This is a genomic window from Streptomyces sp. NPDC050423 (assembly GCF_040655445.1).
Lineage (GTDB): Bacteria > Actinomycetota > Actinomycetes > Streptomycetales > Streptomycetaceae > Streptomyces.
Genome location: NZ_JBFAJY010000005.1, coordinates 90,240 through 114,984, shown reverse-complemented (window position 1 = coordinate 114,984; position 24,745 = coordinate 90,240). Strand labels below are relative to the sequence as shown.

The window sequence follows — 24,745 nt, the reverse complement described above, 5'->3', positions numbered from 1 at the left end:
GCGATGACATTTGTCATCACGGAGTCCGTACATGCGCCTCTGCCGGGGCCCGGCCCCGACTCCGTAGCGTCATGGACATGAGAGAGACAACGGGGAACGGGGCCGCGGTGGTCTTCACCAGGGCGGTGAAGACCTTCGGCCGGGCCGGGCGGAGCGTGCGGGCCGTGGACGGGATCGGGCTGACCGTCGAACGGGGGGAGACGGTCGCGCTGCTCGGCCGCAACGGCGCGGGGAAGTCCACCGCCATCAGCCTGCTGCTCGGCCTGAACGAGCCGGACTCCGGCAGTGTGCGGGTCCTGGACCGCTCCCCCGAACAGGCGGTCCGGGCCGGTCTGGTCGGCGCGATGCTCCAGGACGGGCGGCCCATCCAGCGGGTGACCGTCCGCGAGCTGACCGCCTTCGTCGCCTCCACCTACCCGCACCCGCTGCCGATCACCGAGGCGCTGGACCTGGCGGGCGTCGCGGAGTACGCGAACCGGCGGATCGACAAGCTCTCCGGCGGCCAGATCCAGCGGGTCCGGTTCGCCGTCGCCCTGGCCGGGAATCCGGAACTGATCGTGCTGGACGAGCCGACCGCGGCCCTGGACGTGGAGGGACGCCGCGGCTTCTGGGAATCGATGCGGGCCTACGCCCGGCGCGGCAACACCGTGATCTTCTCCACCCACTACCTGGAGGAGGCCGACGAGAACGCCGACCGGATCGTCGTCATCGACCGGGGCCGGATCGTCGCGGACGGCAGCGGCGAATCCATCAAGGGCGCGGCCGGCCACCACCAGGTCTCCTTCGACCTGGCGGGCCGGCCCACCGAGGGCCTTGAGCTGCTGCCCGGCGTCGCCACCGTCGAGGTGACCGGGGACCGGGCGCTGCTGCACACGGACGACTCGGACGCCACCGTCGTGGAGCTCGCCCGCCTCGGCCTGGTCCGGGGCCTCCAGGTCTCCCACGCCACGCTGGAGACCGCCTTTCTCTCCCTCACCTCTACGGCCGCCGCTCCGGAGAACCGGACCGGCCGGAAGGAGACCGCCTGATGTTCCAGTACATCGTGCTCGAAATCCGCCGGACCCTGCGCGACGGCTTCTTCCTGATCTTCGGCACCGGGATGCCGGTGATGATGTATCTGCTCTTCACCAACATCGGCGGCGGCGAGGGCGTCGACGGCTGGAAGACCACCGCGATGGTCGGCATGGCCGCGTACGGGGCGCTGGGCTCCGCGATGTCGATCGGTACGGGTGTCTCCTCCGACAAGTCGCTGGGCTGGCTCCAGCAGTTGCGGGTCACCCCGCTCTCCCCGTCGCAGGCGGTCGTGGGCCGCGCGATCAGCGGTTCGGTGACGGTGCTCCCGACGATCCTCACCGTGCTGCTGGCCGGCGGGCTGCTCAACGGGGTACGGCTGGACGCCTGGCAGTGGGCCGCGCTCGTCCTTCTCCTCTGGATCGGCGCCCTGCCCTTCACCCTGCTCGGGATCGGCAACGGCTACCGGCTGACCCCGCAGGGCACCGGCGTGGTCAACGTCGCGTGCCTGATGGGCTTCGCGATCGTCGGCGGGCTGTGGTTCCCGCTGGAACTGCTCCCGGGCCGGCTGCGCTCCATCGGCGGGTTCACCCCCGCCAACCGGTTCGCGGAACTGGGCTGGGCGGCCACCGACGGCCACGCGCCCGGCGCCACGACCATCGGCGTACTCGCCGCGTGGCTCCTGCTGTTCGGCACGTACGCCGTGGTCTCGTACCGTCGGTCCGCGAGGACCGTGTGACGGGAGTGAACATGTTCGGGAGCGGATCGGGAGCGCGCGAGGTACGGCGCAGGCGGCGTGCGGAGCGACGGCAGTGGCGCAAGGAGCACCGGCGTCCCGGACCTCCCGGACCCTATGTCCTGCTCCCCTGGCTGCTGCTGGGCCTGGGCGCCTTCTCCAATCTGTTCCAGGGCGAGACCCCCAATCCCTGGATCGGGGGCATCGGCCTGCTCGCCTTCAACTCCCTCTACATCTCGGTGGTGGTCCGGGGCTTCGACAAGAGGGCGCGCGAGAGCCGGCTGACGTACGTGCTGCTGGCCGCGCTGACCGCCGTCACACTGGGGCTCGCGGCCGGGTACGGCGGCAGCTGGCTGCTGTTCTTCCCGCTGCTCTCGCTGGCCTGCGGGACCGTCCTGCGCAGACACTGGCTGGCGGTCTGTCTGCTCGTGCTCGCCGTGGTCGCCTGCCTCGTCTCGGTGTGGCACCGGGACAGCGCGTCGACGCCGTGGACGCTGGCCTACGGCACGTTCATCTCCGGTGCGGTGACGGCCGCGCTGCTCACCCTGTCGGAGACGGTGATGGAGCTGCGCTCCACCCGGCAGGAACTGGCCCGCGCCGCCGTCGAGCGGGAGCGGCTGCGCTTCTCGCGCGATCTGCACGATCTGCTGGGCCACACGATCTCTGTGATCGTCGTCAAGTCGGAGGCCGCGCGCAGGCTCGCGCCGCACGACATGGACCAGGCGCTCCAGCAGGTCACCGACATCGAGTCGGTCGGCCGGCAGGCGCTCACCGAGATCCGGGAGGCGGTCACCGGCTACCGCGAGGGGAGCCTCGCCACCGAGCTCGACCGGGCCAGGTCCGCGCTGACCTCCGCCGGCATCGAACCGACCGTCCGCCGCTCAGGACCGCCGCTCGCACCGCAGACGGAGGCGCTGCTCGGCTGGGTGGCCCGGGAGGCCGTCACGAACGTCCTGCGCCACTCCACCGCCACCGCCTGCACGTTCGTGATCGACGGCACCTCGGACCGGGTCCGGCTGACGGTCACCGACGACGGCTCCGGCCCGTCCGCCGAGGCACCGTCCACCCCGGGCATCGGCGGCACGGGCCTGAAGGGCCTCACCGAACGCCTGGCGGCGGCGGGCGGCTCCCTGGAGGCGGGCCCGGGACCGGGCGGCGGCTTCGTGGTGACGGCGGAACTCCCGGCGGACGCGCCGGGCGAGGCCGACGAGAACGGCTGCCCGGCTCCTGCTCCCGCCCCGGTTCCGGCCCCGGGCACATAGAGCCTGGGGCCGGGGGCGGAACCGGACTCCAGGCGCCAAGGACTACGGCGTACGGCCGATGCCGGGCCCGTCATCGCACCTGCGACGGACCCGGGCCCCACCTCGTGTAGCACCTGCGACGGACCCGGGGTCGTCAGCGCAGGTGACGACCCCGATCACTGCCGCCGCCTAGCGTGCTTCAGGTAATCGGAGCCCTCCGACGGCTGTCAGGGGTTCCGGTCGCCTCCCCCTTCACGCCGAGCCGGAGCTTCGCCATGCCTAGAACAACGCTCGCGGCCGGTCCCGCGGCCCTCAGCCTCTTACTCGGGCTGTGGGGGATCACCCGCGAGAACAGCATGTGGCGGGACGAAGCGGCGACGTGGCAGGTGGCCCACAGGAGCATCCCCGAGATCTGGCACCTGCTGGACACGGCCGAGGTCGTACACGGCCTCTACTACCTGTTCGCGCACGGCGTCTTCGCCGTCTTCGGGGACAGCCTCCTCGCCCTGCGGCTGCCCTCCGTCCTCGCCATGGCCGGCGCCGCCGCCGTGATCACCCTACTGGGCGCCCGGCTGGCCGACCCGTGCACGGGACTGGCCGCGGGCCTGGCCTTCTCCTTGATCCCCGCGGTCCAGCAGTACGCGCAGGAGGGGCGTTCGTACGCCCTGGTGACAGCCTGTGTGGCACTGGCCTGCCTGCTGCTGGTCGAGGCGATCGACAGGCCGGGCGCTGGCCGCTGGGCGGCGTACGGCACGGCTGTGCTGCTGGCCGCGCTGCTGAACTGGTTCTCGCTCCTGCTGCTGTTCGCACACGCCGTGACGCTGGCCCTGTCCCGTCCGCCCCGCGCGACCGTACTGCGCTGGGGAGCCGCCTCGTCCGCCGCCGTGATCGGCACGCTCCCCCTCATCCTGGCGAGCAGGGCCCAGACGGGGCAGGTCGCCTGGATCCCTCCGGTCCGCCTGAGCACACTGCTCGGCCTGCTGCTGACCCTTCTCGCGGGCGGCCTCTGCGCCTGGCTCGCCCGGCCGGGCAAGGACCTCCGCACGCCCCGCCGCGCCCGGGTCCAGCTCACGGCGGTGGCCGCACCCCTGCTCGCCGTGCCTCAACTCCTGCTGCTGGCAGCCTCGCTGGCCCACCCGGTCTACCTCACCCGCTACGTCCTGTTCAGCTACCTCGGGCTCGCCCTGCTCATCGGCGCGGCGTGCCGCGCACTCACGTTGCGTCTGGCCCCACCACCACGTCGGCTGATCGTCGCGGTCATGGCCCTCGCCTTCCTCGGGCTGATCCCCGTCCAGCTGTCACTGCGCGGCCCGGCCAGCCGGATCGACGACGTGCTCGCCACGGCCGAGAACGTCGCCGCGGTCCACGAGGCGGGCGACGCGGTGCTGTACATCCCCGCGGCACGTCGAGACACCGCCCTTGTCTCGCCCGCCGCGTTCACCGGGATCAGGGATCTGGCGCTGGTCCGGGACGCACCGGAATCCGGCACCATGAACGGCGTGGAGGGCACCCCGGACCAGATAGCGGAGGCCATGCCGAACGTGAGCCGCATTCTGGTCGTCAGTGACGACGGTGCGCCGTCCACCGGCACGGATCGCGATCGGGCCAAATGGCGTGTCCTCAAGGAGCGCTTCGTACGCTGCTCCGAGGTCAGCGAGCACGGCCGCCGGGTCACGGTGTACCGGGCTCGGCCGGTACAGGGCCGGTGACAGCCCGGGTGGCCGCAGCAAAGCCCCACCGTGCGGGGCACGGTGGGGCTGCGCTGAATCGATTGCTCAGATGGTGCCGAAGTCTCCGGCCTTGACGCCCGCCACGAAGGAGGTGAACGAGGCGACCGGGAAGGACAGCGTGGGGCCGCTCAGATCCTTGGAGTCGCGGACGGGGACGGTGCCGGTAGCAGACGCGTGATTCGGAGCCCACTCGACGCAGGAACCGCCGTTGTTGCTGTAGGAGGACTTGAGCCAGAGAGAGGGAGGAGAGTCGGTCGTCACGGGGTGCCCTTTCGTACCTCGTTGATCATGGCCACAGATGCCGTCTGGGAGAGCGATTCGGCCTGTAGCTGATGGTAGGCCCTCACCAGCGGCAACACTGAAGTGAGTTCGCGGTCTAGGTGACCCTGAGTCTGCGACTCGACGTAAGAGACTACGGATCGGTCCTGGAGGGTCAGCAGATTCACCAACCGATCGAAGGGCCGTCGCTCGCCGAGGCCGAAGGGTGCGAGTTGGAGCATGGTGTTCGGCTGCGCGGCAAAGTCGATCAGGCGTTGCAACTGTGCGTCCATGACGGCCGGGCCACCGATCGGCCGACGGATGCAACTCTCATCCAGCACCGCGATCACCAAGGGTGGCACCGGGCGAACTAACGCCGCCTGCCGCTCCATGAGGAACGAGACTCGTTCATCCGCCTGCTCGCATGTGATGACTCCCCGCTCGACAGCGCTGTCAGCAAGGGCCTGTGCGTACTCTCGTGTCTGCATTGGACCGGGTATCACGCCCGACTCAAACAGCTTCACCTCTGCTGCTCGCCCCTCGTATCCCACGTATTCCGGGAACCCCTCCAGGAGACTGCCGTTCCGCAGTTCTCCCCATGCACGTTCGAACGATTCTGCGGTCCCGGCGAGTCCGAGGGCAACATCGACGCTGCGCGAAAATTTGCGGCTCGGCGGTTTGTTGTCAGTTTCGACCCCTGAGATGTGCCGCCCCGAGTAGCCGATCAGCGTGCCAAGTTCGTCCTGCTTCAGACCACGTCCCTCACGTGCCTTGCGCAGACGCGCACCGAACGCCGCCTGGGGGCTGCTGCCCGGGTTCAACTCCTTGATGTTTACCAACGTTCCCTCCGTTTTCTGAACGTTGAAGACCAGCCCGACTGTAGGCCACGCTGGGCCGCCTTGGTAGTGGAATGACTACGGAGAGGCACGATCGTGTGCGCAGAAAACGATTCCCCCAGCGAACACGCCCACCACGTCCCCGCCCCCGGCACACTCATGGTGGACACGGCCCACGCGAACAAGGTCGGGGAGTTCCGAGGGCTCGCCGGCCCGTACTGGTCACTGCGACCGATTTGCGGCGGTCAGGAGTGGGAAGCCGAGCCCGAGCACGTACGTCCCGCGGACTCGATAGAGCGTCTGCGAGCCCAGAACGCGCGGTGCAACGCGCGGAGTCGGGGTGAGGTGCTGTGAGCGTCCCGGCACACGACCTGGACGCCGAGCTGGACCGCATCGCGTCGGACCCCGAAACCCGCGCGCTGTTCCGCGCCGAGCTGGACCGTGCGATTGCCGAACACCTCGCGGATACGGCCGAGTCGGCGGCGCTCGCAGAAGCGGCACCCGAAGCGCTGCAAGCGGTGGTCCGGCTCCCGACCGGGGAACGCGCCGCGTGAACGGCGTCCCCTACACGGCGGAGATCACCGCGACGACCGGCGGGAGGGCCCTCTCGCTCGGCAGGGCCACCCTGCCGAACCGCAGGCTCGCGCTCCGGTGGCTGCGGCGGCAGGCGCATCGGCTCGCGGACGGGCTCGGCGCTCCCGAGCCCCAACAACTTGCCGGCACGCGGGACGTCCGGCCGATCGGCTTTCAGAGCCCCGCCGTCCCGAACGGGCTACGGGCGTGGGCACACGACCCGGACCAGCAGGACCACGCGATGGCGCGGCTGGAGGCCGGGGGCCCCGATGTGCTCACCGTGCTCGACCCGGCCGCCGGCCTGCTGGTGACGCTCGCCGGGTGGCCCGTCCGGTCTCGCCGTGCCGTGGCCGGGTACGGCGCTCCCGAGCCCCCTCCCCGTCCGTGTGCTGCCGCACGCCGCACGGACCGGGTCCCACGTCCCCTCAACCGGAGGCTCAGCGGTGATCCACTGCAATTCCCACGCTCGTCCGCCCTGGTTCGACACGGGGCAAACGCATCAGCAAGCGGGTAGTACAGGACTGCCCCACTCCCTTGTCTGCGAACTGGCCAAAGGACATACCGACGAGCACGCCGGCCACCTGGAGGACATGGGGCGCGGCACGTTTGACGTATGGGTGCGCTGGGACGGCGACCACTTCACCTACGTCTGTGCCGAGCCGTGCGAAAGGGTCGACCCCGCCCTCGCTCCCCTGCGGCAACAGGCCTGCACGCTGTACGTCGACCACGCGCCGGGGCACTCCTGGGAGTTCGAGGACTTCCTGCACGACTGACGTTCTTGGGGAGATGGGGAGATAGCGTCGGTTCATGAAACCGCCGACCGATACCACCACCGATCAGGCACCGGCCGATCCGGCCGCCACCGACGACATGCTGGCCACCCAGCCCGTCGGGTACTGGAGCGGCCTCGCCCATACGGTCGTCACCAGACATCTGCGTGACGCCATGGCCAGGATCGACGTCACGCAACCGCAGTACTGGGTGCTGAACCGCGTGAACGGCGGGTCCTCGGCGCCGCCGAGCCGCGAGGAGCTCGTCATCCAGCTGACGCCCCTCGCGGAGGGGCCGGATGAGATGGGGCGGGTCGTCGACCAGCTGATCCACCGTGACTGGCTCCGGATCGACGCCGGGCACCGCCTGCACCTCACTGATGCGGGGGACGCTGCCAGGGTCCGGCTGCGCGAGCTGGTGACCGAGCTGCGCGCCGTGGTCCACGAGGGCATCAGCGACGCGGAGTACGTGACCGCGCTCAAGGTTCTGCGCAGGATGGTCGCCAACATCGAGGACGCCGGGGACTCCTGACGGGCCGGGGTCGCGTACGACTCAGGTGTTGGCAGCGCCGTAGTGCAGGGCGTTGCCGTGTGGAAGCAGGTACCCGATGTCCCGCGTCTGCGGCAACTGCCCTGCCAGCGTAGACGCGTCGGTGCAGCCGGAGACCTCGAAGCCGATGACCCCGAGGCTGAAGGGAGCGTTGTTGAAGGTTTCGATCCCGATGGCGGCCAGCCAGTCATCCATCACGCCGGACCTGAAGAAGGGCCGGCCGTCCCAGTACGCCGTACCCGCGTGGTCCAGCGCACCGACGGGGACATAGAGGTCCAGCCAGTCGCCGCTGTCATCACCGCCGCGAATCGCCACGCAACCGCACACGACCAGTTGGCCCGTCGGCAGGCGGACCCGACCGTGGAGGTGGCCGAACTCGGCCAGTGAGCCAACCGTGCACGGCACGGGATCCTGCTCCTCGGGTTCACGGTCTCCGTGCCCGAAGCACCCATGAACGCCTGCTGCGGACCACAGCGCGCTCAGGACGGCCTGAAGCCGGGCATCGTCACTCGACCCGACCTCGATGGCCAGCTCGTAGTAGCCACCGGACCAGTTGGTCCGGTCCCGGAAGGAAGCAGGACTCGTCATGGCGTGATCATGCGGCAGAGCCCGCTCCCATGTCATCGCATTCAAGCGCGCAGCCGGGCAGCAGGGGATTGGCTCCTCAAGGGCACCCGGACCACCCAGGAATCGCCCCGGTCGGGCTCACCTGTGGTGGGTCACGGGCCCCTGGGTCCGCCGGTCAGCCCGCCGGCGGCTTCGAAACGCCCGGCTGAGGAGTCACCCTCGGCTTGGAAACCCCTGGCTGAGGAGTCACCATCGGCTTCGAAACGCCCGGCTGAGGAGTCACCCTCGGCTTGGAAACGCCCGGATAGGGAGTCACCGCCGGCTTCGAGACGGCCGGCCGAGGATCCTTCGGCGGATCCGAAAGGCCCGGGTGAGGGGTCACTCCCGGATTCGAAACGCCCGGCCATGGAGTCGACCCCGGCTTCGAGACACCTGGCAGAGGCAGCTCAGCCGGCGCCGAAATACCTGGCTGAGCACCTCCCGTCGGCTTCGGAACACTCGCTTTGCTTCCCCCGTGCTTCACCATGTCATCCAACGGGTCTCCGCTGCCGCCGCCGCTCGACCCGCAGCTGGAGCCGGCGATGGCGCAGACTTGCGACTCGATGCGCCCGGCGATACTGCCGCCGACTCCGCTCATGGTCAGGGCCAGCACGATCACGGCGACAACAGTGACCAACCCCAGATACTCCACAGCCGTCTGTCCCCGGTCGCACAGTGACTTCCGCCGCGCCTCACCTGGCGCGGGAGCGGGTATCTCGTGCGCCAGTGCTTCGGACTCGGTTCCGGACAAGTGAAACACCCAGCAATCCCTGTAGGAGAGCGCAGCCATCCGGCATGCCGCGCTCATACTGTTACCGCCACCACGCCTGGAGCGCGCTCAGTATACGTAGTACTTAATGAGTCCTGCCCCAACGGTAGTTTCCGAAGGCCCAGTTCAGGCGCTCGACTGCCGTTTCGTCTTGTCTGATGCCGATTTCACGAACACGGTTCCCGCCGGCGGCGAAGCCATGGTCCGCTGAGTCGCCCTCGGCCTCACGACCCGGCGCCGCCCGTGGTGAGGATTTCCATGAGGTGCCCGTCGGGGTCGTGGAAGCAGGTGCCCCTGCGGCCCATGGTGCGCACGATCGTGTGGTTCAGTTCCACGGGCATGGTGACTCCTCTTCAGGGACGGTGCGGCGCGCGGTGGGCTGCTCGGCGGCCTCGGCGGCCCGGCGTGGTGCGTGGATGGGTGACCGCCGGGGGGAGGACAGGGCTTCTCCGGCCGCCCTCCCCGGCTACAGCGGCCGTGTCATACGTCGATCTGCTCGAAGATGTGCGGGTACGACACGATGTCGTCGGGGAACTCGGCCGCCATGCGCTGGAACTCCGGGCTGCCGAACGCCGTGGCGAGCGGCTCGGTCAACTCCCGGACCGCGTGAAATGCCGTCAGTTCCTGGGAATGCCGCCCCGCACGTGGAAGCTCTACCGACCATCGGGCCGGCCGTGATGAGGCCGGCCGCCCGTCGCACGGGCGAGGAGATGGCTCCGTGTACGCCGAGACACCGCTTTTTGCCGGCGGGTGCTTCAGGGTGGCGAATCCCGCGGAGTTCGACAGTCGGCCGGGACCGGTCCACGATGCCCTGTTCCACGATCAGCAGGAATGGCGCGAGGTCATCGCGGCTGAACTGCGGCACGCTCTGGACTCCGGCGAGATCGCCGAACTCGATGTCGAACTGACGGTCTTCCAGATCGATGCGTTGCTGTGCGCCGCGAACACATCCCTGCAGGCGGGGGACGTCGGCGCGGTGAGCAAGGCCCGCCGGGTCATCGGAGGGCTGCTGGCCGCTCCGCGCTGAACCGGCGTTCCCCTGCCTGTCGACTGAAGGGCCTGGAGGGGCGCCCATCAGGGCGCCCGGCCCGGAGGAGGAGCACCGCCGACCGCGTCCGCGCGCCTCGGGGGGTGTTATACAGGTAGCAAACAGAGGGGTACCTTGCAGCAGCTCAAGCTCGGAATCATGTCGCAGACCCGCAAAGAGAACGAGCACCGTCTGCCGATCCACCCAGCGCACTTCGATCGCATCGACGCCGACCTCCGGTCCAGCATCTATCTGCAGACCGGTTACGGAGAGCACTTCGGTGTTCCGGACCATCAGCTCGCACCGCAGGTCGCCGGTTTCCGCTCACGCGACGAACTGATCGCGGAGTGTGACGTCATCCTGCTGGCCAAACCGTTGCACGAGGATGTGGCGGAGCTGCGGGACGGGCAGGTGCTGTGGGGGTGGCCGCACTGCGTGCAGGACGAGAAGGTCACGCAGGCAGCCATCGACCGCAGGCTCACGCTGATCGCCTTCGAGGCGATGCATCACTGGAACCGTAAGGGTGGATTCGGCCTGCACGTCTTCCACAAGAACAATGAGCTGGCCGGCTACTCGTCGGTGCTGCACGCCATGCAGCTGACCGGGTCGACCGGTGACTACGGGCGTCGGCGGCGTGCGGCGGTGATCGGTTTCGGCGCCACCGCCCGCGGCGCGGTGACCGCGCTCAGCGCGCTGGGCGTGCACGACGTGGACGTGCTGACCGCCCGCGGCACCACCGCCGTCAGCTCACCGATCCACTCGGCGCGGATCGTGCGCTTCGACCACGACGTGGCCGACGACACCCTCGACCCGCGGCGCAGCATCGCGCTCACCGAGGACGGCCCGGAGCCGCTGGCCGAGTTCCTCGCCGGGCACGACATCATCGTCAACTGCGTGCTCCAGGACACCGCCGCGCCGCTGATGTTCCTGATACAGGAGGATCTGGCGAAGCTCGCACCCGGCACCCTCGTCATCGACGTCTCCTGCGACGAGGGCATGGGCTTCGCCTGGGCCCGGCCCACCACCTTCAGCGAGCCGATGTTCACCGTCGGCGACAACGTCCACTACTACGCCGTGGACCACAGCCCCTCCTACCTGTGGGACGCGGCCACCTGGGAGAACAGCGAGGCGCTGATCCCGTTCCTGCGGCCGGTCCTCGAAGGGCCGGCCGGCTGGGACGGTGACCGCACCATCGGCCGAGCGATCGAGATCCGCGACGGCACCGTTCAGAACCCCGCGGTTCTCGCCTTCCAGAACCGCGCCGAGCAGTACCCGCACGCGCAGCGCTGAACCGGCACCGCCCGGCCGACGGCAGACCCGCGCCGGGTACGCCGTCGGCCGGCCCGGCCGGATGACGCGCCCCGACGCCCCGCCCGCCATACCCTGTCCCCCGTGAACGAGATGCCGCAGGATCACCGGCCGGTCAGGTCCGTACGAGTGCTGCTCGCCGAGGACCAGGGGATGATGCGGGGCGCGCTCGCCCTGTTGCTCGGTCTTGAGGCGGACATCGAGGTGGTGGCCCAGGTGGGGGCCGGGGACGAGATCGTGGCGGCGGCCGTCGCGACGCGGCCCGATGTGGCGTTGCTGGACATCGAGCTGCCGGGGCGCAGCGGTCTGGACGCGGCCGCCGATCTGCGGGATGAGGTCCCGGACTGCCGGGTGCTGATCCTCACCACGTTCGGGCGGCCCGGTTATCTGCGGCGTGCGATGGAGGCCGGGGCGGCGGGGTTCCTGGTGAAGGACGGGCCGGTCGAGGAGCTCGCGGTGGCGATCCGGCGGGTGCTGACCGGGGAGACCGTCATCGATCCCGCGCTGGCCGCCGCCGCGCTGAGCGCGGGGCCGAGTCCGCTGACCGCGCGGGAGCGCGATGTGCTGATGGCCTCGGTGGACGGGGCGACGGTCGCGGACATCGCGGTGAAGGTTCATCTGTCGGAGTCGACCGTGCGCAACTACCTGTCGTCCGCGATCGGCAAGACCTCCACCCGTAACCGGATGGAGGCGGTCCGGGCCGCGCGGCAGCAGGGCTGGCTCTGACGACCTGGTGCGCGCGATAGGGAGCGGATCCGGTCGTAAGCCCGGCCCGCCGGGGAGTCGGCCTCAGCGCTGTACGGAGCGGTGGCGCGGCAGCCAGAGGATCATCAGCAGCAGGCCGGCCAGCAGCACCGAGCCCGACGTCCGGAAGGCCAGGGCGTAGCCGGCCGTGAGGTCCGCCGGGCCCGTCCCGCCGGCCGTGCGGGCCGCGGCGACGGTGGAGAGCACGGCCAGGCCGAGTGCGCCGCCCATCGTGCGGGAGGTGTTGACGAGTCCGGAGACGAGGCCGGACTCGCCGGGGGCCGCGCCCGAGGTGGCCAGGGAGGCGAGCGGGGTGGCCGCGAGGCCGGTGCCGGTCATCATCAGTACGCCGGGCAGGCAGATCGAGGTGAGGTAGGAGCCGTCGGCGGTCATCGTGGACTGCCAGCCGAAGCCCGCGGCGGCGACCACCGTGCCGACGAGCGCCAGGTTCTTCGCTCCGACGCGGGCCATCAGCCGAGGGGCGCACTTGGAGCCGACGACGATGGCCACCGAGGTGGGCATCAGGGCGAGTCCGGCCTCCAGCGCGGTGTAGCCCAGCACGTTCTGCGCGTACACGGTCATGAAGTACCACATGGAGAACGTCGCCGAGCCGATCAACAGCATCGCCACGTTCGCCGAGGCGACCGCCCGTGCGCCGAGCACCCTCAGTGGCATCAGCGGCTTCGCCGTGCGGGACTCCACCAGGACGAACAGGGCGAGCAGTGCCGGTCCGCCCAGCAGCGGGACGAGGGTGGCGGACGCGGTCCAGCCCGACTCCTCGGTCTGCACGATGCCGTACGCGACGGAGGCGAGGCCCGCCGTGACGAGCAGCGCGCCCGGGAGGTCGATACGGCTCCGCTCGCCCGTCCGGCCCTCGGCGAGCCAGATCGCGGCGCCGGTGAGGACGAGGACGCCGACCGGCACGTTGATCAGCAGGACCCACCGCCAGGAGAGCGTGTCGGTGAGCGCCCCGCCGATGAGGCCGCCGGTCGCGCCGCCGCCCGCGCCGACCGCCATCCAGGTGCCTATGGCCTTCGTCCTGGCGGGCCCCTCGGGGACGGCCGCGGTGAGCAGGGTGAGGGTCGCGGGGGCGAGCACGGCGGCGCCGAGGCCCTGAGCGGCGCGGGCGGCGAGCAACTGCCAGCCCTCCTGGGCGAGTCCGCCGGCCAGGGAGGCTGCGGTGAACAGGCCGAGGCCGACCAGGAACATCCGCTTGCGGCCGTAGATGTCGGCGGCCCGCCCGCCGAGCAGCATGAATCCGGCGAACGCGATCGAGTAGGCGTTGAGCACCCATTGGAGTCCTGCGGTGCTCAGCCCCAGGTCGGTGCGCATGGACGGGAGAGCCACGTTGACGACGGACACGTCGAGGACGACGAGGAACTGGCCGACGCAGGCGGCGAGCACCACCGCCCACGTGCGGGTACGGGTCCGGGCGGTACGGCGTGTGGGCGTCGAGACGTCAACCATGGCGTCATACTCGCAGCCGCCCAGCACCCCGTACATCGGTTTCCGGACCGTACCGGCCCCGGTCCTGCGGTGCAGGACCAACGCCCCACCGGGCCCCTCGGACCCGCCCGTCCTCAGCGGCGCAGAAGTGTCACCACGGCCGCGCCGCCGAGCCCGATGTTGTGGGCGAGCCCGGTGCGGGCGCCGGGCACCTGGCGGGCGCCGGCCTCGTCCCTGAGCTGCCAGGTGAGTTCGGCGGCCTGGGCGATTCCGGTGGCGCCGAGCGGGTGCCCCTTGGAGATCAGGCCGCCCGACGGGTTGACCACCCAGCGGCCACCGTGGGTGGTGGCGCCGGACTCGACGAGCGCCCCGGACTCGCCCTCGCCGCACAGCCCGAGCGCCTCGTAGGTGAGGAGTTCGTTGATGGAGAAGCAGTCGTGGAGTTCGATGACGTCGAGATCGTCGGCCGACAGTCCCGAGGCGGCGTACACCTGTTGGGCGGCGGCCCGTGACATGGGCAGTCCGACCGCGTCGATGCAGGTCCCGGAGGCGAAGGAGTCACCGGTGTCGGTCGTCATGGCCTGGGCGGCGATCTCGACGGCCCGGTCGCCGAGCCCGTGCTCCTCGACGAAGCGCCCGGAGACGACGACGGCCGCGGCCGCGCCGTCGGAGGTCGGTGAGCACTGGAGCCGGGTCAGGGGCTGGTGGATCGGTTTGGCGGCGAGGACCTCGTCGACCGTGTACGGGGCCTGGAACTGGGCGTACGGATTGCCCGTCGAGTGGCGGTGGTTCTTGGCCGCGACGGCGGCGAGCTGTGCCTCGGTCGTGCCGTACTTCTTCATGTGCTCGCGGGCCGCGTTGCCGAAGATCTGGGCGGTGGGCGGGGTCATCTCGAAGCCGTGTCCGGCGGCCATGATCCCGTAGTGGCGGGCGACGGGGGAGGTCTTGAAATCACCCGCTCCGCCGTCGGATCCGCCGCCGCCGAGCGATCCGCGCGCCATCTTCTCGAAGCCGAGCGCGAGGACGCAGTCGCTGCCGCCGCCCTCGACGAACTGCCGGGCCATCATCAGCGCCGTGGAGCCGGTGGCGCAGTTGTTGTTGACGTTGTAGACGGGTATCCCGGTCAGGCCGAGCTCGTACACGGCTCGCTGTCCGGCGGTGGAGGCCTGGAAGCAGTAGCCGACGGCGGCCTGCTGGACGTCCTCGTACGCGACACCGGCGTCGGTGAGCGCCGCCGTGCCGGCTTCCTTCGCCATGTCCCAGTACTGCCAGTCACGGGTCTCGGGCTTCTCGAACTTCGTCATCCCGACGCCGACGATGTACGCCTTCGCGGCCTTCGCTGTCATGGTGTGTCCTTTCGGAGGGGGCGGTGGGCCCTCTCAGTCCCTCGGCAGGCCGAGGATGCGCTCGGCGACGACATTGAGCTGGACCTGGGTGGTGCCGCCCGCGATGGTCAGGCAGCGGGACATCAGGAATCCGTGCACGGCCCGTTCACCGGCTCCCTCGGCCACCGCGCCCGCGGGGCCGAGGAGTTCGAGGGCGAGTTCGGCGACCTTCTGCTGGTGGGTCGTCTGGATGAGTTTGCGTACCGAGGCGCCCGCTCCCGGTTCGAGGCCGGAGACCTGTTGCAGCGTGGTGCGCAGCCCGATGCAGGCCAGCGCGTGGGCCTCGGCTGCTAGTGCTCCGATCCGGGCCCGGCAGGCGCCGTCGAGTCCGGCGGAGCGGTCGATCAGGGCTTCGAGGCCGGTGTCGAAGGTCATCTGGTCGGCCATGTGGACGCGTTCGTTGCCCAGGGTGTTGCGGGCGACCTGCCAGCCGCCGCCGGCTTCGCCGACCAGGGCATCGGCGGGCAGTGTCACGTCGTCGAAGTAGACCTCGTTGAAGAGGGAGTCGCCGGTGATCTCCTTCAGCGGGCGGATGTCGATGCCCTCGGTGTTCTTCATGTCGACGAGGAAGTAGCCGAGGCCCTGGTGCTTGGGGGCGTCCGGGTCGGTCCTGGCGAGCAGGATGCCGTGGTCGGCCCACTGGGCGGCGCTCGTCCACACCTTCTGGCCGTTGATCCGCCAGCCCTCGGGGGTGCGTTCGGCCCGGGTGCGCAGCGAGGCGAGGTCGGAGCCGGCGCCGGGTTCGGAGAACAGCTGGCACCACAGGAGTTCGCCGCGCAGGGTCGGCAGCAGATAGCGGTCCTGCTGCTCGGCCGTCCCGTGCGCGATGAGGGAGGGCACCACCCAGGTGGCGATCTGGAGGTCGCTCAGTTTCACGCCCTGTTCGCGCAACTCCTGTTGCACGGCGAGCTGTTGTACGGGTCCGGCGTCCAGGCCGTAGGGCGCGGGCAGATGCGGGGCGGCGTAGCCGGTGGGGGCGAGGGCGCGGCGGGCGGCCTTCGGGTCCAGGCCTCGGGCGGCGGCGACGGCCTCACGGGCCGCCGTGCGGTGCGCGGCCGCCTCCGGCGGGAGTTCCAGGGTGAGTTCGCGGCGCGCCCCGGCCGAGGCCAGCCGGACGGCGCGCTGCCGGTGGACGTCCCCCGACCCCAGCAACTGGCGTGCCACCAGGGCCCGGCGCAGGTACAGATGGGCGTCGTGCTCCCAGGTGAAGCCGATTCCGCCGAGGATCTGGATGGCGTCCTTGGCGCAGCTGTACGCGGCGTCCAGGGCGCTCGACGCGGCGAGGGCCGCGGCCATACCCCGTACCTCCGGTGTCTCGTCGGCCGCGCGGGCGCCGTCCCAGGCGAGCGCGCGGGCCTGTTCGACCCGTACGAGCATGTCGGCGCAGAGGTGTTTGACGCCCTGGAACTGTCCGATGGGGCGGCCGAACTGCTCGCGGACCTTGGCGTGTTCGGTGGCGGTGTCCAGCGAGCGGGCGGCGGTGCCGCAGGCCTCGGCGGCGAAGAGGACGGCGGCCAGGTCGCGGACGAGTCCGGAGTCGGTGGGCAGCAGCCGCCCGGCGGGGACCAGGATCCCTTCGGCCCGGACCTCGGCGGTGGGGCGGGTCGGGTCGGCGCCGCGGTGCGGGCGGACGGCCAGTCCCCGCGTGCCGGCGTCGACGGCGAACCAGCGGGTGCCGGTGACCGAGGCGGCGGGGAGCAGCAGCAGGTCGGCCCCGTCGGCGCAGAGCACCGGCGGGAGTTCACCGTCGAGCAGATGTCCGTCCTCCTGCTCGACGGCGGTGAGGCTGCCGGGGCCGAGGGCGACGGCGCCGATGCGCCGGCCCGCGGCGAGGTCCCGCACCAGGGCGGACGTGTCCGGCCCGGAGGCGTGCAGCACCGCCGAGGCGAGGGCGCTCGTCAGGAAGGGGCCGGGAAGTGCGGCCCGGCCCGCCTCTTCGAGGACGACGGCGAGATCGAGCAGCCCGCCGCCCCCTCCTCCGTACTCCTCGGGGAGATGGATGCCGAGCAGGCCCTGTTCCGCCAGCCCGTCCCAGTACTCGGGGCGTGCGCCGGTGGTGGTGGGGGCGTCCGCGTCAAGGATCTTACGGATTTCCCCGGGCGGTACGGTCCGCGCGAGCCACCCCCGTACGGCCTGCGCGAGCTCCCTGTGTTCTTCGGTGATTCCGATGCCCATGCGGATCCTCGCCGGTCGCAGCCACTGGAACGGCGCAAGAGTAGAACACGTTCCAATCTGACGGAAGGTCAGATGGGCATCTGTTTCCGGCCGGACGGGCAGTCCCGGCCGCCGCCGTGTCCTGTTCGTACCCCGTTCACCGGAATACCTCGGACATGCGGAAGGTTGCACCCTGCACGCACTTGGCGGCCGGTGCTGCCCGCAGCACCGGCCGCACGCCTTCCCGTCCCTCCCCCTTCCGCTGCCCGGAGGCCGCACGTATGCCACAGACGACGCACGAACAGCAGTCCGCGGAGCTCCCCTCGCCGCGGACGTCGAAGTCGGGCAAGGGGATCGTCCCCGTGCTCGCCTTCGCGGGTATCACCGTGGCGGTGATGCAGACCCTGCTCGTCCCCGTCATCAAGGACCTGCCCGCTCTCCTCGACACCGACCCGTCCAACGCCACCTGGGTGATGACGGCGACCCTGCTCGCCGGAGCCGTCTCCACGCCGATCATGGGGCGGCTCGGAGACCTCAACGGCAAACGGAAGATGCTGCTGGCCAGCCTCGCCGTCATGGTGGTCGGCTCCCTCATATGCGCCTTCACCGATGACCTCGTGATCATGATCGTGGGCCGCGCGCTCCAGGGCTTCGCCATGGGCGCCATCCCGCTGGGCATCGGCATCATGCGCGACGAGCTGCCGCGCGAGAAGCTCGGCTCGGCCATGGCCCTGATGAGCTCCTCGATCGGCGTCGGGGGCGGACTCGCCCTGCCCGCCGCCGCCCTGGTCGCCCAGCACGCCGACTGGCACACCCTCTTCTTCGGCTCGGCCGGCCTCGGCGTGCTCGCCATGGGGCTGACCGTGCTCGCCGTGCCGGAGCCCCCGCTGCGGGCCCCCGGCCGGTTCGACGTCACCGGCGCCCTCGGCCTCTCGGCCGGACTGGTCCTCCTGCTGCTGGCCATCACCAAGGGCAGCGACTGGGGCTGGACCTCCGTCACCACCCTCGGGCTGATCGCCGCCGGCCTGGCGGTGCTGCTGCTGTGGGGCGTGTTCGAGCTGCGCAGCGACGCACCCCTGGTCGACCTGCGGACCACCGCACGCCGCGAGGTACTGCTCACCAACCTCGCCTCGATCATGGTCGGGGTCGCCTTCTACGCCGTCTCGCTGGTCCTGCCGCAACTCCTCCAGCTGCCGCTGTCCACCGGCTACGGCCTCGGCCAGTCGATGGTGGTCGCCGGGCTGTGCGTGGCGCCGCTGGGCCTGACGATGATGCTCGTCGCCCCGCTGTACGCCCGGCTGTCCGCCCGGTACGGCCCCAAGGTCACACTGATGCTCGGCATGGCGGTCATCGCCATCGGATACGGGGCCGGGCTCGGCCTGATGAGCGCCGCCTGGCAGACCGTCGTGATCGCGGTGGTGCTCGGCGCCGGCATCGGGCTCGCCTACTCCTCGCTGCCCGCACTGATCATCGGGGCCGTCGACGCCTCGGAGACGGGCGCTGCCACCGGGCTCAACACCCTGATGCGCTCGATCGGCACCTCGGTCTCCAGCGCGGTGATCGGCATGGTGCTGGCCCACACCTCGGTGCAGATGGGGCCGGTCGCGGTGCCCAGCATGCAGGGGTTCCGCACCTCGTTCATGATCGCCACGGGTGCGGTGCTGGCCGGCCTGGTGCTGGCCGCGTTCCTGCCGTCGCAGCGGGCGGCTGCCGCGCCGGTCCTGCTGGCGAGCAGCGCGGGCGACGAGACGGCCCGGCTGTCCGGCCTCCCGCTCCCGCTCCCCGGCTCCGGCTTCCGCGGCCGGGTCCTCGAAGCGGACGGGACCCCGGTGGCCGGCGCCAACGTCACCCTGATCGACCGGCAGGGCCGGCAGGCCGGGCTCACCACGACGGACGCGGAGGGCCGGTACGCGCTCGCCGCCCCGGCCGGCGGCAGCTTCGTCCTGGCCGGATCGGCCGCCGGATACGCGCCGCGCGCCTACCCGGCGGCGCACCCGGCGAGCGGCCGGCCCGCCGAGGCCGATCTGGTGCTGGCCCTCAGCGCACCGGCGCGTCGAACCTCGGTGCGGTCGTGAGCAGATGAGAGACGTCCGTCCCCGCCGGGAGCTCCTGCGGACGCGCGCCGCGGGTGAACAGCCGCGCGGGGCGGGCGCCCTGGACCCGGGCCTGGCGCCCGTTGACCCGCAGCCATGAACCCTCGCGCAGGCCGAGCACCGGGACGTCGTTCTCCTCCAGGAACTCGGTGAGCCGTTCCTCGCGGGTCTCGCCCTTGTGGGTGCTGTCCGGGTCCGGGTCCAGGTAGTGCGGGTTGATCTGGAACGGGACGAGGCCGAGCGTCTCGAAGGACGGCGGCTGCACGATGGGCATGTCGTTGGTGGTGCGCAGGGTGGGCGACGCCATGTTCGTGCCCGCGCTGGCCCCCATGTACGGCAGTCCGTCGCGCACCGCCTCGATCACGGCGTCGCGCAGCCCGGTCCGGTAGAGCGCGCTCAGCAGCCGGAAGGAGTTGCCGCCGCCGATGAACACGGCGTCGGACGCGGCGAGTTCGGCGACCGGGTCGGCGTTCTCATGGACCCCGCGCACGCTGATGCCGGCCGGCTCCAGGGCGTCGCGGACCCGCGCGGTGTACGTCGTGTAGTCCGCGAGCGCGTACGGCACGAAGGCCAGCCGGGCGCCGGAGGGCAGGAACGCCTCCACCGTGTCGAGGGCGTGTTCCAGGTAACCGCAGCCGTGCTGGGTGGAGTTGGAGAGCAGGAGCAGATTCACGGGGTTCCTCTTGGGTTCTCTTCGCTTCAGATCGTGCGGGTGGAGCGGGGCCCGGCCGCCGGTCAGGTGGTGCGGCGGGACCGGGGCTTGGGGCGCTGCGGCGGGTGGGTGAGGCGCCTCTCCAGCATGTCGGCCGCCTTGCGCAGCGCGTCGATCCGGTTCTCCGGCGCCCCCTCGAACCGTTCCTCCGCGCCGCCCAGACTGAGACTTCCGTACGGTTCGCGCCCCAGGAAGACCGGTACGGCGAGGGTCGCGATGCCGGTGTCGTACTCACCGACCGTCCAGGCGTACCCCTGGGCGCGCACCTTCAGCAGCTCCTGCTCCAGCAGATCCGGATCGGTCACCGTCCGGTCGGTGAACCGGGCCATCGGGCGCCCCCGGAAGAGCCGGTGGCGCTGCTCGTCCGGCAGGTAGGCGTAGAACGACTTACTGGTCGCCCCGGCGTGCGCCGGGTAGAGCTCACCGACCAGGGGGTAGTAGCGCAGCGGCCCGGTCTCGCCCTCCTCGGCCGCCACGCACCGCATGTGGAAGCTGTCCGGCAGGCAGAACAGCACGGTGTCGCCGGTGACCCGGCGCAGCTCCTCCAGGACCGGCCCGGCGAGCAGCTCCAGCGATCCGGAGCGCTCCCAGAGCCTGCCCAGGCGCAGCACGGCGGGGCCGATGCGGTAGCGGCGGGTGGCCGGGTCGGACACCAGGAAGCCGCGGCCCGCGAGGGTGGCCAGCAGCCGCTGGGCCACCGAGGTGTCCCAGCCGAACTCCTCGGCGACCTCGGTGACGCCCCAGTCGGGTCTGGTCCGCTCGAACGCGAGCAGCACGAGGAGTGCCCGGTCGACCGTTTGCAGGGCTCCGGCGGGGGTGCGCCGGTCCACATCGAAGTCCGCCATCCTGATCTCACCATTCAGACCTGAGTTGCAAATAACGGGAAACAGTTGCGTTCAACGCTATCCGATCCCGAATCTGCTCTCAGCACCCCGTCCGGCGTCCCACTCCCTGCCGGGCGCCGGACGGGTGTGATGGATGCGCGAGAAAGGCCCCCCATGTTGAAGTACGTACTGGACATCGTCGACCTCCTCGACGACCCGCAGGCCAATGGCAAGACGGTCGTCGAGTACCTCGACGCCGCGGCGGGGGCCGAGGGCTCGTCCGCGGAGGTCACCACGGTCGCCGGCGAGCGGGGCTCGACGGACTTCGTGATGGTCCGCATCCCCGGCTCCCGGGGCCGCACGGCCGGGGGCACCGCCCGCACTCTGGGTGTGGTCGGCCGGCTCGGCGGCATCGGCGCCCGGCCCGAGGTGACCGGCCTGGTCTCCGACGCCGACGGCGCGGTCTCCGCCGTCGCCACCGCCGCGAAGCTGCTCGACATGCGCCGGCGCGGCGACGTGCTGCCCGGCGATGTGATCGTCGCCACCCACATCTGCCCGAACGCGCCGACCGAGCCGCACGACCCGGTGCCGTTCATGGGATCGCCCGTGGACATCGCCACCATGAACCGCCACGAGGTGACCGACGCCATGGAGGCCGTGCTCTCCATCGACACCACCAAGGGCAACCGCATCATCAACCACAAGGGCCTGGCCCTGTCGCCCACCGTCAAGGAGGGCTGGGTGCTCCGGGTGAGCGAGCAGCTCGGCGAGCTGCTGGCCGTGGTGACCGGTGAGCCGTTGGTCACGTACCCGGTGACCACGCAGGACATCACGCCGTACGGTAATGGTGCACACCACATCAATTCGATCCTTCAGCCCTCCACCGCCACGACCGCGCCCGTGGTCGGCCTGGCGGTCACCTCGGCCGCCGCGGTGCCGGGCTGTCAGACGGGCGCGAGTCACGAGACCGACATCGCGTCCGCCGCCCGCTACGCCGTGGAGGTCGCCAAGGCCTACGGCGCGGGCCACCTGGACTTCCACGACGCGGTGGAGTTCGACAACCTCGTCAACCGCTACGGGTCGCTGTCCCACCTGCAGACCTTCGGCCGCACACCCCTGGAGTCCTGATGGCTGCCGCCCCGCCGGCCGACGCCGCGGTCAACGAGACCAAGAGCATCGGCAGCGACGACTACTCGCTCTCGCGCGTCCCGCGCGACAAGCGGTTCGGCTTCTGGTCCATGCTGCTCCAGTGGCTGGCCCAGTCCGGCTCGATCTCGCAGTTCACGCTCGGCGCCACCATCGGCGTCGGAATGACCTTCGGGAACGCCTTCCTCGCCTTCACGCTCGGCGCGGTCATCCTGGAGGTCGTGATCTTCGCGATCGGCCTGGCCGGTATGCGCGAGGGTCTCGCGACCCCGATGCTGACCCGCTGGGTGGGCTTCGGCCGCAACGGCTCGGCGCTGGTCAGCTTCGTCATCGCGGTCAGCCTGGTCGGCTGGTTCGGCGTCCAGAACACGATCTTCGGCAACAGCGTCTCGGCGCTGGTCGGCGGACCGTCCTGGATGTGGTGCGTGATAGCGGGCATCGCCATCACCGCCCTGGTGATCTTCGGCTTCAAGTACATGGCGAACTTCGCGAAGATCGTCACGCCGCTCTTCTTCGCGATGGTCGCCTGGTCCGTCATCAACACGCTCAAGGACCACTCGTTCAGCGATCTGATCCACTCGCCGCCGCCCGGCGAAACGATCCCGCTGGCCGTCGCCGCCACCGCCATCGCGGGCGGCTACATGACGGGTGCGATCGTCTCCCCGGAGATGACCCGCTACAACCGCAAGGGCTCGCACGTCTTCCTGCAGAGCGCCTCCTCGATGATCCTCTCCGAGTACATCGTCGGCATGACCGGCGTGCTCCTGGGCCACCTGGTCAAGAGCAACGAGGTCTCGCACATCGTGCTCTCCACCTCCGGCGCCTTCGGCGTCATCGTGGTCCTGATGTCCACGGCGAAGATCAACGACTGGAACCTGTACGGTTCCTCGCTCGGCGTCGTCAACTTCTTCCAGGTCGTCTTCGGCAAGCGGATCCACCGAGGCGCCGTCACCATCGTCCTCGGCATCGCGGGCACACTCCTGTCCGCGGTCGGGATCATGACCCACTTCACCGAGTTCCTCACGATCCTCGGCGTCGCGATCCCGCCGATCGGCGGCATCATCGTGGCCGAGTACTGGGTGGTCAAGCGGATGCGCAAGCCGCTGGACGACACCCGGGAGGCCGAGACCCTGCCGAAGTCCTCGCCGACCTGGGTGCCGATGTCCATCGTCATCTGGATCGTGGCCTTCTGCGTCGGCAAGTTCTACGACGGCGGCATCCCGGCCCTGAACTCGCTGGCCACCGCATTCGTCCTGTACTGCGTCCTCGGCCTGCTGGGCTGGGTGAAGCTGTACGGCACCTCCACCACCGAGGACGACGAGGACAACGCGGTCCCCGACGCCCCCGCCACCACCTCTGTGGGAGCAGCATGAGCACCCCCGACCCCACCGCCCCCATGGTCCCCGCCTCCGACGAGGCCCAGGCCGAGGTCATCGGCCTCTGCGCCGAACTGATCAGGTTCGACACCTCCAACCCCACCAGCGACGAGCGTGCGAGTGCCGAGTGGGTGGTGGGCCGCCTCGCCGAGGTGGGCATCGCCTCGGAGCTGATCGAGTCCGCCCCGGGCCGGGCCAGCGTCGTCGCCCGGATCGCCGGCCGCGACCCCGAGCGCGGCGCCCTGATGGTCCACGGCCATCTGGACGTGGTCCCCGCCGACGCCTCCGAGTGGCAGGTGCCCCCGTTCTCCGGCGAGATCCGGGACGGCTATCTGTGGGGCCGGGGCGCGATCGACATGAAGGACACGGTGGCCGTCATGCTGGCCACCGCCCGGCACTTCGCCCGCACCGGCACCCGGCCCTCGCGCGACCTGGTCCTGGCCTTCCTCGCGGACGAGGAGGCGGGCGGCAAGTTCGGCGCCCACTGGCTGGTCGAGCACCGCCCGGAGCTGTTCGCCGGGGTCACCGAGGCGATCGGGGAGGGCGGCGGGTTCTCCTTCGCCCTCGACGACACCCGGCGCCTCTACCCGATCGAGAACGCCCAGCGCGGCATGGCCTGGATGGAGCTCACCGCGACCGGCCGGGCCGGCCACGGCTCCTCGCCCAACGACGAGAACGCGGTCACCGACCTCGCGGAGTCGCTGACCCGGATCGGCCGCGAGACCTTCCCGATCCGGCTGATCGAGCCGGTCCGCGCCCTGCTCGAAGAGGCCGCCCGCCTCTACGGCGTGGAGTTCGACGAGAACGACATCGAGGGCAGCCTCGCCAAGCTGGGCCCGGTCTCCGACTTCATGCAGGTGGTCCTCCGCAACTCGGCGAACCCCACCATGTTCAACGCCGGTTACCAGACCAACGTCATTCCCGGAAAGGCCACCGCCCGCGTCGACGGCCGCTTCCTGCCCGGCCACGAGCAGGAGCTGATCGACACGATCGACGGGCTGCTGCTCCCCTCGGTCACCCGCGAGTGGGTCAACCACGACATCGCGATGGAGACCACCTTCGACGGCCCGCTCGTCGACGCCATGTGCGACGCGGTGCGCGCCGAGGACCCGGACGGCCACCCCGTGCCGTACTGCAACCCCGGCGGTACGGATGCCAAGGCCTTCACCCACCTGGGCATCCGCTGCTTCGGCTTCAAGGGCCTGAAGCTCCCGCACGACCTGGACTACGGCCGCCTGTTCCACGGCGTGGACGAGCGCGTCCCGCTGGAGGGACTGCGCTTCGGCGTCCGCGTCATGACCCGACTCTGGCAGAGCTGCTGACCGCCGCGTCACAGCTCCACCAGGGGCCCGCCCCGACCCGGGCTCACCCCACCCGCGCCCCCGCCGACCCCGTCGGCGGGGGCGCGGGCATTCCCGCGCGGCCGGACGTACCCCCGCGCGCACCCCCG

The 24,745-nt window shown here is 70.8% G+C and carries 23 protein-coding genes; 15 read left to right on the top strand and 8 right to left on the bottom strand.

Annotation, left to right across the window (positions count from 1 at the left end):
- The first annotated feature begins 107 nt into the window (after positions 1 to 107).
- The 4 genes from AB0I52_RS06000 to AB0I52_RS05985 all read left to right on the top strand — a co-directional run bounded on the left by AB0I52_RS06000 (position 108) and on the right by AB0I52_RS05985 (position 4,697).
- Positions 108 to 1,028, top strand: coding sequence for an ABC transporter ATP-binding protein (locus AB0I52_RS06000; protein ID WP_363069514.1), 921 nt, complete (start codon positions 108 to 110; stop codon positions 1,026 to 1,028).
- A complete protein-coding gene (locus AB0I52_RS05995; protein ID WP_363069337.1) occupies positions 1,028 to 1,750 on the top strand; it encodes an ABC transporter permease in 723 nt (240 codons plus the stop codon). The genes AB0I52_RS06000 and AB0I52_RS05995 overlap by 1 nt, the downstream gene beginning before the upstream one ends.
- 11 nt (positions 1,751 to 1,761) lie before the next feature.
- Positions 1,762 to 3,009, top strand: coding sequence for a sensor histidine kinase (locus AB0I52_RS05990; protein WP_363069335.1), 1,248 nt, complete (start codon positions 1,762 to 1,764; stop codon positions 3,007 to 3,009).
- Between the two features lie 254 nt (positions 3,010 to 3,263).
- Complete coding sequence (locus tag AB0I52_RS05985; RefSeq protein WP_363069333.1) at positions 3,264 to 4,697, top strand: glycosyltransferase family 39 protein; 1,434 nt, start codon at positions 3,264 to 3,266, stop codon at positions 4,695 to 4,697.
- 66 nt (positions 4,698 to 4,763) lie between these two features.
- Here AB0I52_RS05985 and AB0I52_RS05980 read toward each other — a convergent pair whose 3' ends face one another.
- On the bottom strand, positions 4,764 to 4,979 hold the full coding sequence (locus AB0I52_RS05980; RefSeq protein WP_363069331.1) for a DUF397 domain-containing protein: 216 nt from the start codon (positions 4,977 to 4,979) through the stop codon (positions 4,764 to 4,766).
- On the bottom strand, positions 4,976 to 5,815 hold the full coding sequence (locus AB0I52_RS05975) for a helix-turn-helix transcriptional regulator (RefSeq protein WP_363069329.1): 840 nt from the start codon (positions 5,813 to 5,815) through the stop codon (positions 4,976 to 4,978). The genes AB0I52_RS05980 and AB0I52_RS05975 overlap by 4 nt, the downstream gene beginning before the upstream one ends.
- 156 nt (positions 5,816 to 5,971) lie before the next feature.
- Here AB0I52_RS05975 and AB0I52_RS05970 point away from each other — a divergent pair, with 156 nt between their 5' ends.
- The 4 genes from AB0I52_RS05970 to AB0I52_RS05955 all read left to right on the top strand — a co-directional run bounded on the left by AB0I52_RS05970 (position 5,972) and on the right by AB0I52_RS05955 (position 7,687).
- Positions 5,972 to 6,166: a hypothetical protein gene (locus AB0I52_RS05970; RefSeq protein WP_363069512.1), complete on the top strand. Its 195-nt coding sequence runs from the start codon at positions 5,972 to 5,974 to the stop codon at positions 6,164 to 6,166.
- Positions 6,163 to 6,366, top strand: coding sequence for a hypothetical protein (locus tag AB0I52_RS05965; RefSeq protein ID WP_363069327.1), 204 nt, complete (start codon positions 6,163 to 6,165; stop codon positions 6,364 to 6,366). Before AB0I52_RS05970 ends, AB0I52_RS05965 begins: the two co-directional genes overlap by 4 nt.
- Before the next feature lie 609 nt (positions 6,367 to 6,975).
- Positions 6,976 to 7,158 carry a hypothetical protein gene (locus AB0I52_RS05960; RefSeq protein WP_363069325.1) on the top strand — a complete coding sequence of 61 codons (183 nt, stop codon included), beginning with the start codon at positions 6,976 to 6,978 and terminating at the stop codon, positions 7,156 to 7,158.
- Between the two features lie 34 nt (positions 7,159 to 7,192).
- A complete protein-coding gene (locus tag AB0I52_RS05955) occupies positions 7,193 to 7,687 on the top strand; it encodes a MarR family winged helix-turn-helix transcriptional regulator (protein ID WP_363069323.1) in 495 nt (164 codons plus the stop codon).
- A 21-nt stretch (positions 7,688 to 7,708) separates the two neighbouring features.
- Here AB0I52_RS05955 and AB0I52_RS05950 read toward each other — a convergent pair whose 3' ends face one another.
- Entirely contained in the window at positions 7,709 to 8,293 is a 585-nt protein-coding gene (locus tag AB0I52_RS05950) for a hypothetical protein (RefSeq protein WP_363069321.1), read from the bottom strand.
- Positions 8,294 to 9,798: 1,505 nt separating this feature from the next.
- On the opposite strand from AB0I52_RS05950, the gene AB0I52_RS05945 reads away from it, so the two are divergent.
- The 3 genes from AB0I52_RS05945 to AB0I52_RS05935 all read left to right on the top strand — a co-directional run bounded on the left by AB0I52_RS05945 (position 9,799) and on the right by AB0I52_RS05935 (position 12,141).
- Positions 9,799 to 10,107: a hypothetical protein gene (locus tag AB0I52_RS05945; protein ID WP_363069319.1), complete on the top strand. Its 309-nt coding sequence runs from the start codon at positions 9,799 to 9,801 to the stop codon at positions 10,105 to 10,107.
- 135 nt (positions 10,108 to 10,242) lie between these two features.
- Complete coding sequence (locus AB0I52_RS05940; protein ID WP_363069317.1) at positions 10,243 to 11,397, top strand: N(5)-(carboxyethyl)ornithine synthase; 1,155 nt, start codon at positions 10,243 to 10,245, stop codon at positions 11,395 to 11,397.
- Positions 11,398 to 11,508: 111 nt separating this feature from the next.
- Complete coding sequence (locus AB0I52_RS05935; protein ID WP_363069510.1) at positions 11,509 to 12,141, top strand: response regulator transcription factor; 633 nt, start codon at positions 11,509 to 11,511, stop codon at positions 12,139 to 12,141.
- Positions 12,142 to 12,204: 63 nt separating this feature from the next.
- Here the strand turns inward: AB0I52_RS05935 and AB0I52_RS05930 are convergent, their stop codons facing one another.
- From AB0I52_RS05930 to AB0I52_RS05920, 3 genes are all read right to left on the bottom strand, one after another.
- Entirely contained in the window at positions 12,205 to 13,626 is a 1,422-nt protein-coding gene (locus AB0I52_RS05930) for an MFS transporter (RefSeq protein WP_363069315.1), read from the bottom strand.
- A 113-nt stretch (positions 13,627 to 13,739) separates the two neighbouring features.
- The gene (locus AB0I52_RS05925) at positions 13,740 to 14,951 is read right to left on the bottom strand and encodes a lipid-transfer protein (RefSeq protein WP_363069313.1); all 1,212 of its coding nucleotides are present in this window, start codon (positions 14,949 to 14,951) and stop codon (positions 13,740 to 13,742) included.
- A gap of 33 nt (positions 14,952 to 14,984) precedes the next feature.
- Positions 14,985 to 17,165, bottom strand: coding sequence for an acyl-CoA dehydrogenase (locus AB0I52_RS05920; RefSeq protein ID WP_363069311.1), 2,181 nt, complete (start codon positions 17,163 to 17,165; stop codon positions 14,985 to 14,987).
- 260 nt (positions 17,166 to 17,425) lie between these two features.
- Between AB0I52_RS05920 and AB0I52_RS05915 the strand changes: the two genes are divergently transcribed.
- Positions 17,426 to 19,219 (top strand): MFS transporter, encoded by a 1,794-nt coding sequence (locus AB0I52_RS05915; protein WP_363069309.1) that lies wholly within the window; start codon positions 17,426 to 17,428, stop codon positions 19,217 to 19,219.
- Here the strand turns inward: AB0I52_RS05915 and pepE are convergent.
- Positions 19,182 to 19,910, bottom strand: coding sequence for a dipeptidase PepE (gene pepE / locus AB0I52_RS05910; RefSeq protein WP_363069307.1), 729 nt, complete (start codon positions 19,908 to 19,910; stop codon positions 19,182 to 19,184). The genes AB0I52_RS05915 and pepE overlap by 38 nt on opposite strands.
- 62 nt (positions 19,911 to 19,972) lie before the next feature.
- Positions 19,973 to 20,794: an IclR family transcriptional regulator gene (locus tag AB0I52_RS05905; protein ID WP_363069305.1), complete on the bottom strand. Its 822-nt coding sequence runs from the start codon at positions 20,792 to 20,794 to the stop codon at positions 19,973 to 19,975.
- Positions 20,795 to 20,947: 153 nt separating this feature from the next.
- Between AB0I52_RS05905 and AB0I52_RS05900 the strand changes: the two genes are divergently transcribed.
- From AB0I52_RS05900 to AB0I52_RS05890, 3 genes are read left to right on the top strand one after another with little or no spacing between them, the layout of a single operon-like run.
- Positions 20,948 to 21,901 (top strand): DUF1177 domain-containing protein, encoded by a 954-nt coding sequence (locus AB0I52_RS05900; RefSeq protein ID WP_363069303.1) that lies wholly within the window; start codon positions 20,948 to 20,950, stop codon positions 21,899 to 21,901.
- Positions 21,901 to 23,292, top strand: a complete 1,392-nt coding sequence (locus AB0I52_RS05895) for a cytosine permease (RefSeq protein WP_363069301.1) — start codon at positions 21,901 to 21,903, stop codon at positions 23,290 to 23,292. The genes AB0I52_RS05900 and AB0I52_RS05895 overlap by 1 nt, the downstream gene beginning before the upstream one ends.
- A complete protein-coding gene (locus AB0I52_RS05890; RefSeq protein WP_363069299.1) occupies positions 23,289 to 24,617 on the top strand; it encodes a M20/M25/M40 family metallo-hydrolase in 1,329 nt (442 codons plus the stop codon). The genes AB0I52_RS05895 and AB0I52_RS05890 overlap by 4 nt, the downstream gene beginning before the upstream one ends.
- Positions 24,618 to 24,745: the final 128 nt, after the last annotated feature.